At 64.9% G+C, this 11,935-nt stretch carries 10 protein-coding genes and 5 pseudogenes; 9 read left to right on the top strand and 6 right to left on the bottom strand.

The genetic code is table 11. From position 1 onward, the window contains the following. Window positions 1-118 precede the first annotated feature (118 nt). From EHS43_RS24420 to EHS43_RS24410, 3 genes are all read right to left on the bottom strand, one after another. Window positions 119-595 (bottom strand): MarR family winged helix-turn-helix transcriptional regulator, encoded by a 477-nt coding sequence (locus tag EHS43_RS24420; RefSeq protein WP_125192902.1) that lies wholly within the window; start codon window positions 593-595, stop codon window positions 119-121. 1,193 nt (window positions 596-1,788) lie between these two features. Further along, a complete protein-coding gene (locus EHS43_RS24415; protein WP_125192901.1) occupies window positions 1,789-2,208 on the bottom strand; it encodes a hypothetical protein in 420 nt (139 codons plus the stop codon). Window positions 2,209-2,239: 31 nt separating this feature from the next. Beyond that, on the bottom strand, window positions 2,240-2,680 hold the full coding sequence (locus EHS43_RS24410; RefSeq protein ID WP_125192900.1) for a hypothetical protein: 441 nt from the start codon (window positions 2,678-2,680) through the stop codon (window positions 2,240-2,242). Between the two features lie 1,177 nt (window positions 2,681-3,857). Between EHS43_RS24410 and EHS43_RS24405 the strand changes: the two genes are divergently transcribed. From EHS43_RS24405 to EHS43_RS24395, 3 genes and pseudogenes are all read left to right on the top strand, one after another. Then, window positions 3,858-4,352, top strand: a complete 495-nt coding sequence (locus EHS43_RS24405; protein WP_260470690.1) for a transposase — start codon at window positions 3,858-3,860, stop codon at window positions 4,350-4,352. Window positions 4,353-4,419: 67 nt separating this feature from the next. Further along, window positions 4,420-5,221 (top strand): annotated as a pseudogene (locus tag EHS43_RS24400) (IS5 family transposase). After that, complete coding sequence (locus EHS43_RS24395; protein WP_185806383.1) at window positions 5,218-5,616, top strand: hypothetical protein; 399 nt, start codon at window positions 5,218-5,220, stop codon at window positions 5,614-5,616. The pseudogene EHS43_RS24400 and the gene EHS43_RS24395 overlap by 4 nt, the downstream one beginning before the upstream one ends. 523 nt (window positions 5,617-6,139) lie before the next feature. Here EHS43_RS24395 and EHS43_RS46605 read toward each other — a convergent pair. Then, window positions 6,140-6,310 (bottom strand): hypothetical protein, encoded by a 171-nt coding sequence (locus EHS43_RS46605; RefSeq protein ID WP_185806382.1) that lies wholly within the window; start codon window positions 6,308-6,310, stop codon window positions 6,140-6,142. Between the two features lie 10 nt (window positions 6,311-6,320). Between EHS43_RS46605 and EHS43_RS48030 the strand changes: the two are divergent. From EHS43_RS48030 to EHS43_RS24380, 3 genes and pseudogenes are all read left to right on the top strand, one after another. Further along, window positions 6,321-6,678, top strand: a pseudogene (locus EHS43_RS48030) (IS5/IS1182 family transposase); the annotation flags it as partial. 230 nt (window positions 6,679-6,908) lie between these two features. Then, window positions 6,909-8,012, top strand: coding sequence for a hypothetical protein (locus EHS43_RS24385; RefSeq protein ID WP_125192898.1), 1,104 nt, complete (start codon window positions 6,909-6,911; stop codon window positions 8,010-8,012). 159 nt (window positions 8,013-8,171) lie between these two features. After that, a complete protein-coding gene (locus EHS43_RS24380) occupies window positions 8,172-9,464 on the top strand; it encodes a DUF6192 family protein (RefSeq protein WP_125192897.1) in 1,293 nt (430 codons plus the stop codon). Window positions 9,465-9,569: 105 nt separating this feature from the next. Here EHS43_RS24380 and EHS43_RS48025 read toward each other — a convergent pair. Next, window positions 9,570-9,686 (bottom strand): annotated as a pseudogene (locus EHS43_RS48025) (DnaB-like helicase C-terminal domain-containing protein); the annotation flags it as partial. A gap of 179 nt (window positions 9,687-9,865) precedes the next feature. Here EHS43_RS48025 and EHS43_RS24370 point away from each other — a divergent pair. Both EHS43_RS24370 and EHS43_RS48020 read left to right on the top strand, forming a co-directional pair. Continuing rightward, window positions 9,866-10,657, top strand: coding sequence for an IS5 family transposase (locus tag EHS43_RS24370; RefSeq protein WP_260470688.1), 792 nt, complete (start codon window positions 9,866-9,868; stop codon window positions 10,655-10,657). Then, window positions 10,546-10,782, top strand: a complete 237-nt coding sequence (locus EHS43_RS48020; RefSeq protein WP_260470689.1) for a transposase — start codon at window positions 10,546-10,548, stop codon at window positions 10,780-10,782. Before EHS43_RS24370 ends, EHS43_RS48020 begins: the two co-directional genes overlap by 112 nt. Here the strand turns inward: EHS43_RS48020 and EHS43_RS24365 are convergent. Beyond that, a pseudogene (locus tag EHS43_RS24365) lies at window positions 10,739-11,014 on the bottom strand (hypothetical protein); the annotation flags it as partial. The gene EHS43_RS48020 and the pseudogene EHS43_RS24365 sit on opposite strands and share 44 nt — an antisense overlap. Before the next feature lie 416 nt (window positions 11,015-11,430). Here EHS43_RS24365 and EHS43_RS48015 point away from each other — a divergent pair. Beyond that, window positions 11,431-11,709 (top strand): annotated as a pseudogene (locus EHS43_RS48015) (DDE-type integrase/transposase/recombinase); the annotation flags it as partial. Window positions 11,710-11,935 lie beyond the last annotated feature (226 nt).

Here is an 11,935-nt window from a genome sequence, read left to right as displayed (position 1 = left end):
CTCCTTGACCAAAGTCAAGGCCCCCCACAGCGAACAGCCCTCCCCCTACCAGCACTTCAACCGACCAGGCCAGACTGCGCGCCCCGGGCGAACGCGCCCGCTATCACGCGCCAACGCGTCAGCCGTGGTGATGTACAAGGACTGCAAGAAGCCGGGCAAGTTGCTCGCGTTCTGACGGCGTGAGGGGTGCAAGCACTTCGTCCTCCGCTTGGGCCAGCAGTTTGTCGAGCTTCAGTAGTTGTCGGCGGCCCTGCTGGGTGAGGGTAATGACGTTCTGACGGCGGTTGGCAGGGTTAGGCGAGCGTTCTACCATTCCACGGTCGGCCAGCTCATCTATGACCGTGACCATTTCACTACGGTGGATCCCGGTGCGGGAGACTAGCTCCTCCTGGCTTTCGGGTCCGAATTCATAAAGCGTGGCGATTATCGCGTAATGCCGCTTGCGGGCGTCCACCTGCACCAGCTTCTGGTTTACAAGACGATCAGACTGGATCGCGGCCAGCGACAGGAGCCGGGTCCGCAGGTTCCGCAGCCGTGCGGCGGTGGCCGGCCGGTCGGCCGGGCGAGCCGTGCCGGGTTCTCTTGCCTTAGTCACAGTACAAAGTCTCCTACCCAGCGATGGGATGATAGTGGAGCGGACTGAGCGTCTTCAGTAATGCCTCGTGAGGGTGATGTCGTGGCAGGTGTTGACGACGCTCCCCAGCAGTGATGTTGCCGCCGTGCTTATGTCGGCCGTTGCTCCCGGCGTCACCCGATCGGTGGCCGTTCTGAAGCGGCTCACTGCTTGGAGGTCGTCTTGCCAGTGGCGAACGTGCTGGACTCGATGATGGTCTATGAGGATTTCGATAGCGGCGCATCCCTTCTTCTTTCTGTAAGCAACTAAAGACGTCGATCCGTGCATCTTTGAGAAGATTTATGCGGCCTGTCCCCGGTGAGGGGGCTCGGTAATCACGTTCGTAGTCGGTCGGGCTCTTGAATCTGCATACGCTGTGTTGCGGCCTGGTCTTGTAGAAAAAGAGATCCCACTCTGCCCATGGAACCGTGTGATGCGCCGCTTGCGGCAGGCCCGCTGTCCCGTCTGGGCGCAGTACTCGTTGCTCCTGTCCGTATGCATGATCATGCCGCGGGCGTCGCCGCCCCGGCTGACCGCGACTATTGAGTGAGGCCACCAGCTCGGCGCCGTGCCGAACACCCGCCGCGTAACCATGCAGTCGAGGGGAGAACAGGTCGATCATGGTAGCGAGGTGGAGCTTGTCCTCACCGAATCTCGGTCATGTCACCTGCCCAGACGAGGTCGGGCTTCTCGGCGGTGAAGTCCCGTGGACGACGTCTGCAGCCGCGGGCTGCTTGCACGGACCGGTCGCGACCGGCACCTGCGAACCTTCCGTCCGGCCGGCCCAGGCTCGGCAATTACCCCAACGACGGTATTCACTGACACCCGCGAGCCCCGGCACACCAGGTCAAAGAACACCTTCGGCAAGCCGTACGTGCCATCTGAGCTGTTGGAGTCTCCTCCATGTCACCGGCTAGCACACATCACGCCCCCTCTCCAGCTCACGGATGCGCTTGTCCTTCTCCCCGGCCTCGCCCGCAGACATTCCAGCCGCGCCCGCTCGCTCTCCCACAGCCGGCGCCAAGGGTTCGGCCGACGGCCTGTTCGACGGTGACGGAGCCGTTACGCCGAGCCTGAGACACCCTGCTGTGCCGTATCCCAAGTTATTGACCACCCGGTCCCCTTTCCCCTTCTGGCTTCTTCGCGTTTCGGCGCGCCGTAGTGGGGACGGAAGATCAGCGGGCTATTCCTGAGCCGTGGCTGCTGTATCCGCCCGAGACGATCCAGATCGTCCAGGCGGCGTCACTAGCGTATCGGGCCCATTGGCGGCCGTAGGCTCCGCGTCGGCCGACGGCCCCACCGACTCCGTAGCGGTCAACTATTTCAGCGAGGCCCTGAGCGGGTTCCAGGAAAGTGAGCCACGTGCCTTGCGCAAGTTCTCGGATGGTCAGCGGAGACCTCTCGCCATCGGCGAGCGCTGCGAAAGCGGAGCGCAGCGTCTTGGTGGCCTCCTTGGTCTGGTGGGGTGCGATGTCGTCGAGGAAGTCCTCAAGGCGGCGGCTGCGTGTCCTGCATCCGAGTGCTGCGTAGTGGGCGTCGAGCGCGGAGAGGGCGGCAGCGGCGGCAGTGTCTGCCAGCCAGTTGTTGCCAAGCACAGGTTGATTTACCTTTCGGTGTCGTCGGGTCTCAGCGAATCTTGGTGACTGCTGACCAGTTCACGGTGAGGGCCCGCTGCCCGCCTGAGCCATAGCGCACGAACAGCTGCCAGGCGGTGTCGGTCAGGTCACGGGCCCATCGCTCACCGGCGCGGTCGATGTCACTGTGTGCGACGTAAGCATTGAGGTGCTCCCACAGCAGGGGGCGTTCGCCACTGAATAACCGCAGCAGGTACTCGCAGAAGTAGGCGATGTCGCCTTGTTCGGGGTTCAGGAGACCGCGGATGCCGATCTCCATCTTCTTGATGAGGCAACTGTGTCCGGTCAGTTCAGCCTCTTCCTGTTCGGCCCGGCGGCCGTTGCGGTCCACGGTGTGCCAGAAGGTGATGTCGTCCGGGCCGGGCAGCATGCCGAGCAGCTGGACGAGATGGTGCGCGTCTGGATCATCGTTCAGGCGATGGGGGTTCGCCATGGCGGCTCCTTCGGAAGTAGGGGACGTGAAGTCGGTCAGCCTGGCGCAGCACGTCGATCACGTGAGGGGCGCTAGAGCCCAGGAGCGTGTGGATCCTGGAGAAGCTGACGAGGCCGCCGTCGGTGACGATGTCGATTTCGTCCGTCGCGTCCTCCTCGGCCGGGACCGCCCTCCCGCTCAGCGTCCGTCAGATGGTGCTGACGTGCTCATATGAGCGACTAAGAGACGGACTAGTCACGGGTTGGCCGGACAGGTCCTGGTAGGCGGGTTCTCGACTGAGAGAACCCGCCTTCACCAGAGGCTTCGCACGCTTGTCTACACGTCGGGTACCGACGTGGGCAGTTCTGCCTGCGCTTCCCGTCCACCCGCCTGCGACAGCGTCGTTGAGCGATCGGTCCCCACTGCCGGTGACTGAGCACCGGCTGCTAGGCCTTTCAGCCCACGGCCACCTGCGAGGTGGATAGCGCGGTGATTCTTGGGTCACCCAAGCCTCCCTGTCATAGTCCGCAAGGGAGTAACGGAAGCATCTATAACTCGGTTCATTGCACGTCAGGTGGCATCACCAAACGGGTACGGTCCACGTGGGGAGTCGCCAAGTGGGATGGTGCCCCTTGGAGGACGCCGTTGGCGAACTCGGTTGTCTATGTGGGGCGCAGGCGGTTGAAGCGGGAGGTGTGGCGGGTTCTGGCAAGTGGTGTCCCGGTCAGCCAGGCATCGGTTCGGATGAGGTTGAGAGCGGCGGCAAAGACGTATTGAAGGCGGGTCTTGTACAGGCCGTATAGCGGCTTCTGCGCAGGCCGCAGCGGAGTAGCTCGTGGGCGATGGTGCCTTCGACGCCGGCGAGGGTGGCGTAGTCGCTGCCCGTGGTCGGTGTCCTGGAGCTGCCGCCGAGCGCGAATCGCTTCGTGTTCCTCGCGCGGGGCCAGGTCGAGTTGGGCCTTGATCCGGAATCTTGGAACACGGGTTATGCGGCTTGGGCCGGGGTAGTTGGTACTGTTCGGGACGCTGTTTCGTAGGCGATTGGGCTGCGGTGTCCGAGGTGGGAGTGGCGGCAGCGGGTGTTGTAGCGGTGCAGCCAGCTGAATGCGTCGAGGCGGGCCTTGCGCTCGCTGGACCAGTGCTTGCGGCCCTTGAGCGTCTCGAACACGGCCACGCGAGGATCGACCGGGAGCTGTAGCTGCGCAGGGCCTGGGCCGCTGACGAAGAGCGGCGCATGGTCACCCACGTTCCCGACGAAGGGGAGTTCGCCACCACGCCGCAGCTGGCCGTCGGCATGCTCGAGCGCGCCTGCGCCCTGGGCATCAACGCCCGTTGGACGGCTGACGGGGTGTACGGCGGCCGCGAACTACGCGTGGCTGCCCGCCGCCTGGGCTTTGACTACGCCATGGCTGTCAAGACTGACCACCGTGTCACCGCCTCCGCCGGCACCTTCACCGCCGCCGTATTTGCCGGGCGCGTTCCCAGGAACGCCTGGGCACGCATGCGCACCGGCCGTGGGCTCAAGGGCGACCGCCCCTACGACTGGGCCCTGCTTGATGTACCCGCCGACGACACCCCGACCGGACACGAGCCTGGCCACTCCCGCCTGGTCATCCGGCGTCACCGCTGCACCGGCGAATTCTCCTTCTATCGCTGTCAGTGGACGTTAAGTCCGATCTTTCTCGGTTCGTGATCGCTCGATCGAGGTACTGATCGTCGGGCGGGCCATCCGCTGGGCATGTGCATGCTGAGATGTGGGCATGGAGCGAGAGGCGTACCCCAGCGACTTATCGGACGGGCAGTGGGCGTTGATCGAGCCGATGATCACGGCCTGGAAACAGGACCGGGTGGCACGGTCAGCGACCGGAGATCCTGGATCCTGTGATCTGCGGGAGGTCGTGAACGCGATCTTCTATCAGAACCGGACGGGCTGCCAGTGGCTTATCTGCCCCATTACCTGCCGTCCTGGTCGGCGGTGTTCTACTACTTCGGCCTGTGGCGCCAGGACGGGCTCGACCAGCGGATTCAGGAACTCCTGCGCTGCCAGGTACGGGAGAGAGCCCGGCGATTAGAGGACCCGTCCCTCGTGATCACCGACACCCAGTCCGTCCGCGCGGCCGCGGGTGTCCCGAAGACCACGACGGGACTGGACGCCAACAAGAAGGTCTCGGGCCGCAAGCGGGGACTGGCCGTCGACGTGCTGGGGCTGATCATCCTGCTCGACCAGGCCGCCGAGCGGTGCGGGATGCGTCTGGAGAAGGCCCTGGTGGACCAGGCTTCAAGGACGAAGTCCTCATCCATGGCGCGTTGTTGGACATCGACGTCGAGGTCGCCCGCCGTGACCCGGCCGACCAGGGCAAAGGCTTCGTCCCGCAACCGAAAAGGTGGATCGTGGAGCAGGTCAACGGCACGTTGATGCTGCACCGGCGTCTGGCCCGTGAGTACGACCACCGGCCCGACACCTCTGCCTCGCGCGTCTACTGGGCCTCCATCGCGAACATGACCCGCCGCCTCACCACCCCGAGTCCGGCCTGGCGCGACACCCTCGAGCTAGCTGCGTGAACATCCTCGAGCTCCTGGCAGACCTCCAGACGCAGCACGAGAAGGCCACGGCTCGGGCCGGTGAACTACGCGGCCAGATCGGGCGCTTGACCGCCGCCTTGGCCGAGATCGAAGCACGACTCACGGACCTGGCGACCACCCGGAAAGTCATCGCCGAACTCGCACCGACCCAAGAAGACTCCGAAGCGCCCGAGACGAACAGCGTTTACCAGGCCATCGTGAACGCCTTCAACCAGCACCCCGGCCAGGAGTTCCGAGCCCGTGAGCTGCACGAACTCCTCGGCATGCCCACCGACGAGGCATCCGTCAACATCACCCGCAGCCGTCTCGGACGCCTCCTCCGTCAAGGCTTCCTCACCCAGCCCGGACGAGGCCGCTACCAGAAACGGACTTAACGTCCACTCATTCCGTCGCCCCCGTGGCCCTGGCCACACGAGCTTCTTCAGTAGTGCTTCGCGAGGGTGATGTCGTGGCAGGTGTTGACGATGCTCCCGAGCGCGGAGGTTGCCGCCGTGCCGGTCCCGGCTGTTGCTCCCGGCGTCACCCGATCGGTGGCCGTTCTGAAGAGGCTCGGTGGTCGACGTGATTTGCTGCCGCTGGAAGATCGAAGAGGATTTCCAGTTCGGCAAGAGTGCCTGTGGCCTCGACCAGGGCCAGAGCACCTGCTGGAACTCTTGGATGCGGTGGACTTTCAGCATGCTCGCCGCCGCCGTCCTCGTCCTCACGCCTGCGCACCAGCGCCCAGGCCACCCGCGGCCGACTCGTCGCGGTCAGCCAGCGTCTGCGAACTGCTCCGCCTACTGCGGGCCAGCGTGCTGCCCTCGCCCCGCCATGACCTCGATCACCTGCTGCACTGGTCCGCCTGACGCGGCGGACACCAGCAGCGCGCGACCGCAGCACACCGGCGCTGGAACAACGTCAGCGCCGCCGCGACGGCATGACACAACCCGCATGATCAAGAACTGCAGTTGCTGTGTCTGGGGCGGTGGTCTCGGCGAGGAACCGTTCTTCCTGCACGGAGGCGTCACGCAGGCGGGCCCGGCGGACCACGGTCGGCAGCAGCAGGCTGACGCCGGAGGTGATGAACACGATTGTGTCCCGGCCGGGGAAGGGCCGGCATGCTTATGCGCGATGCAACGAAGGCATCACCTCTTGCTTCCAGCACTTCCCAGACGTCGAGGTTCTGTCGGCGACGGCTACCTGGGCCTGAGCCGCGATCACCGCGGACAGGCGATCACACTGCCCAGGAAACCACGTCCGGGAGCATTGCCTGGCCGAGTCGAGCAGTGGGAACGCAACGCCACGGGCACTCCTGCGACCGCATCACCGTCGGACACGCCCTCGCCGATCGCAAACGCTGGAAGCAACTGACGCGCTGGACACATCGCCACGACCGCCTGCCCGACACCTACCGCGCCATCGCCAGCCTCGTATCCGACCGCACTGCTCAGGTCTGAACTGCCGTCCTCGAATGGACCAGCACGCCTCACCCGCTATCACGGACCAACTCGTGGGTGAGCGTGAGCCGTTCGCTTCGCAGCTCCCACGTCAGTCCAATGGGCCATGCCCGCTTCCGGGCCCGTTTCTGCGAAAAACGTGTCCGTTCGGGCTGACCGTGAACCGTTCGGGTTGCGGGGCCGTTCAGTTCTATCGCAGGCAGAGCCGTCTACGTGAGAGGACATCTGATATGCCGGAAGAACCGCGCTATCCCCTGTCGACAGTCCAGGAGGACCGGGCCGCAGAAGAAGCCGAGGACGGGATCAGGGTCGGCTTCGACTGGCCCAACGAGCAGGTCACCTTGACTACACCAAGGGAGTCCGCTTTCGCGCAGGTAGCCGAACAGATTAGGTTAACTCGAAAGGTCGCTTCCACGCTCAGGCAACGGACCGCCGCGGTAAATTCCCAAGACGCTGAATCTGCCTTTACATCCCCCACGATCAGCCGCACCCACACAGAACACGGCAGTGACGGATCTCCCAACATTCAAAACTTGCCCGTCGTAAGCTTTCATGACAACAACGGCCCCCTCGCAAAGGCCACTCCCGACGGTGTCGGCGGTTGGAGTGTGAAGGTAGCGCGTATTGTCAGTTTGGGTATGGCAGAACGAACGCAAGTTGCGACTGCCATCAAGAGCATTGCCGCTGCCCTAGTGATTGCGGGAGAGTCGCTCAAGCAGTCAGGTAACCCCTCCGGAAATGCCGTAAAGACTGCAGGAAATGTCACGATGAGCCTGACGCAACTCCTGGACATGGTCAATTATGGAACCTCCGCCCGGGAGACCGCGAAGAAGGATGGATTGCGCGCAGGCATACCCGACATGCGTAAGACAACTCTGCAAGGCATCGGTATGGGAGCAGTAATAGCTGCTGCCATTTACCAGGGAGGCGAAAATCCCATCGCTAATGCCGCCGCAATGGGAATAAGTACGCTCGCAGCGATGTCGGCAACTGGCCCGTCCAGGGTAGAGGAAGCGGCAAGTAAGAAGGATCACGAAGAACACTTCTTCGGGAATCCCGCAGCTCTCGAATCCCGGGAATATTTGCCAGCCCTTGGCGGCCCTCAGTCGCAGTCGACCGTCTCCATGGTTACCGCAAGTCGAACAGGCACACTCGGCATCGCATCCCCAAACAACAGCGCCCCGGCGAGTATCCGAAGCATTCCAGGCGGCATGCAGTCAATGCTTCCTCCGACTCGAACGCACACCTCCCAAAGCGTCGACGCTAGCGCGACAACATCGGCCACCCCTGCCGCCCATAACGCATCGATAAACAAGGGAAAGAAGAGGATGTAATGAAGATGCCTGCGAAGCGGCCGCATTAATGAGCTAACCCTCCCGGTGTAGATGAGAGCGGACCCTCGGGAGGGCAGGCGGGGCGGGCGCCTTCGGGGTGAGGGGTCTCGATCCTTTCCGTGGAGTAGGTGATCGGGCGGGCTCGAGACGATCGGGAGTGTGGACAGCGGGCGGTTTGAGGAGTTGGTGGCTGACTCTCTCGACCTGATCCAAGTAGAGGCTCGCGCGCAATTCGGTAGTGGTGACGCGGCCTTGGAGATAGAGCCACTTCGAAGTCACGGCGGGCACCTGTCGATCGATGACGAGCAGCTGTTGAGAGTGGAGGCGTCGCTGCGATTGTCCGCCGACCGGCTCGGCCTCTCCTTCTACACGGTACGTACGCAGAGGTGGGTGGCCGCTCAGTGGCCGGCCGAGTATCGGCAGGATGGTGTGTCGTATGAGGTGCACCGGGTCTTGGCTTGCTGGCCAGACCGGTTCGAGCTGATCAGGAACCCGCCGCTGAATGAGCGCACGGGCCTTCGGCAGTGGACCGGCGAGGTGGCGAAGAAGGCGGTGGGCTGGAAGAACGACAGCCCGGCCAGTGCCCAGGAGACGGTGGCCGCCGTCCATGAGCTGGTCCAGGGCGATGAGTCGGTGGCTGCGCAAGTAGCCACCGACTTTCTGCGCCTGTCCGAGGTCGCCTTTCGGGCGATGCGTGACACCAAGGCGGATCAAGCGCACTCTGAACCACAATGGGTTGAACCCCGCCTCCTGATTTCCCGTTGTACGGATCAGCGATCCATTCACGTAGGAGCGAACATGACCACCCCTAACCCCGAGGCTTCCGCTGCCGGCCCTGCTCCTTCCGATTCCGACTCCGCACTTTCATGGGAGATGCGCCCTGACAAGACTGTACGCGCGCACGGTTTCTCTCCTGCCGACAGTGCATCGAAGAAAAGAGCGGAACGCAGAGGGGCCGCCGCTGACGTTGCATCTGAGGCTTGGACCCTCTCTGAGAAGGGATTTGCCGACCTTAAGCGCTCGGCAAGCAAGCGAAGCGCCGAGGCCCGTGACGCAACGGCAGCCGCGCTCACCCGTACGAGAAGCCAGATAGGCCGTCTGGTCCGGAGGGCCAGCAATCGACTCAGTGGTGGTTCCTCGACCACGGAGGCCGACAAGCCTCAGTACGCCGATGCAGTAAGAGAATTAGCCAACGCCGATGCAGTAACAGAAGTAGCCATGCTAGCCGCCGCGGAAAACCGCTACGCGCGATTGAGTAGCCCGAGTAGCCCGCTGAAAGTGGTGAATGCCAGCCCATCGGCATCTTCCACTTCCATAAGCATGGCAGATGCCGCGAGGATCCCCCCATCGCCGGGGCGGCCGCCGTCCAGCGGTTCTGAGCACCGTACCAGCGCCACGCCCGCCCAAGCCTACGCTCCGCGTTCACCGTCGAGGCAATCATCCGGACGATAATTGCGTTTGCTCGTTCGTGGTCGTCGCCGAGGCAAGCGGTGGAAGCAGCTGGGCGCCCACCGCAGAGAATTGTGCCCTGAACGGAGTTACGGTCAGGTTATCAAAGTCGTAGGCGTCCTCGCGGTGCAGCACGATGATGCCGCTGGCGTCCTGCTCGATCTGTCCCGAGTCGCTCAGGTCCGAGGCCACGGGCGCTTGCGCTCGCGGTGTTCGCTGCCGCGGTCGAGCTACACACAACAGCTGAGGTTGTCCCGTATGAGAAGCTGTTGTCTTTTCGATCTTGAGCGGTGGCGGTCGAACGCGGATTCCCGGTCGGGTAATCCTGCCGGGGCCAGAGCATGAGGACGGGGCCTCCTGAACAGCTCGTGGGTGTCGAATCCATAGAGCAACAGGAGGCCCCTGTGCTGCAGTCTTCCGTGTCGATGGCCGGGCGGTCCAACTCGGCCGCTCCAACGTGTGATTGCCTCGCGCACGTGTACGGCAACGCGGCCGACCGGCCCGAACGGCAGCGTCGGTACCCGACGGACATGACGGACGCGGAGTGGGCCGTGGTCCGGCCGCCGCTGCCGGTGCCGGGCTGGATGCGCGGGCGGGGCGGCCGGCCGGAGGGATACTGCCACCGCGCGCTGCTGGACGCGATCCGCTACCTCGTGGACAACGGCGTCAAGTGGCGGGCGATGCCGGCCGACTTCCCGCCGTGGGACCGGACGTATGCTTTCTTACGCCGCTGGCGCGACCACGCCCTGGTCAGAGAGTTCCATGACCGGCTGCGCGCCCGAGTCCGCGAGCGGCTGGTCCGGGACGCGGAGCCGACGGCCGGGGTGATCGACTCGCAGTCCGTCAAGGCGGATGCCGTCGTCGGCTCCGACAGCCGTGGCTTCGACGGCGGCAAACTCGTCAACGGGCGCAAGCGGCACGTCGTGGTCGACACGCTCGGCCTGCTGCTGGGCGTGATGGTCACTGCCGCGGACACCGGCGACCGAGCCGCCGCCCAGGTCCTGCTGCACCAAGTCGCCTACGCCCACCACCAGTTGGAGCTGGTCTGGGCCGACGGCGGGTACACCGGCCCCCTCGTCGAGTACTGCCTGGTCGCGCTCGCCCTGGTCCTGGCGATCGTCAAACGCAGCGACGACATGCGTGGCTTCGTGGCCCTGCCAAGCGGTGGATCGTCGAGCGTCGCTTCGCCCACCTGATGCGCACCCGCCGCCTGGCACGCGACTTCGAACGCCGCACCACCAGCGCCGAGGCGATGATCTACTGGTCGATGACCCTGCTCATGACCCGCCGCCTGGCCCGCTCACCCCGCGGGCGGGCGTGAACCGGCCCGGCGCCGGCTCGGCCAGCCAGCCCCTCGCGACCAGGCGTTTCGCCTTCGACCTCAGCGCCTCCACCCGCGCCGGAACCACATCCATGCCGAACAAAGCGGCCATCTCCTGGCAGGTCAGCGGCCCCTGCCCGAGCCGGGCCCGGTCCGCGAGCGCGGTGAGGATGCGCTGGTAGTCCACCGACAACGCCGACCACGCAAGCCCTTCACGCCACACCGCAACCTGGCGGCCTGTTTGATGTTGAGTGCGGCGTTGTGGCCCCGGTCGTGGACGGTGCGGCAGGCACTGCAGGTCCACTCCCGGACGTTTGGGGGTTTGGGCCCGTCCACGGTGCCGCAGGCGTGGCAGGTCTGGGAGGTCGGTGAACCCGCCCATCTTGATGAGGGTGCGCCCGTACCGTTCCGCTTTGTATGCCAGCATGCCGATGAAGGATGACCATCCGGCGTCGTGCACGGACTTGGCCAGCCTGGTGCGGGCCAGTCCTGCCACCGACAGGTCCTCCACGGCGATCCCTTGGTTCTCGGAGATCAGCTTGGTTGAGAGCTGGATGGGGGGAGGAACTCGCTGCGGGCGTCAGCAACGCTGGCGTGGGCGCGGGCGACTTTGAGGCGGGCCTTGGCCCGGTTCTTGCATCCCTTCTGACCTGGCCGGACGTGAAGGCGAGGCCGGCCCCGGATCTGATCGGCCGCGACTTCCGCGCCGAGCGTCCCGGGATCAAGCTCGTCGGCGACATCACCTATCTCCCGACGGCTGAGGGCTGGCTCTACCTCGCCTGCTGGCTGGACCTGGCCACCCGCGAGGTCGTCGGCTATGCCATGGCCGATCACCATCGCGCAGAGCTCGTCGTCGACGCCCTCGACATGGCCTACGGCCGAGGCGGTCTGGAGCCCGGACGCGTGATCCACAGCGATCGCGGCAGCGAGGGCGGATTCAACCGGTCGTCGCAACACCTTGATTTCGGAGGTGTTCAAGATCGCTACGGAGGACTGGAGCAGGAAGACCGGCGATGTGCCCGAGGAGCTTCGGCGGCAGTGGCGTGCCGATCGGGCGCTGAGGCCGGCGATGCGCTCGCCTGGCCGGCCTGATCCGTCGCGGGTGGTGCAGCGGCAGTTCTGGCGGCTGATCGCCACGGGCGTCACGACGGCT

The organism is Streptomyces sp. RP5T (assembly GCF_003933965.1).
Lineage (GTDB): Bacteria > Actinomycetota > Actinomycetes > Streptomycetales > Streptomycetaceae > Streptomyces.
Note: the sequence above shows the minus strand (reverse complement) of the source record. Positions and strands in the feature narration are given on the sequence as shown.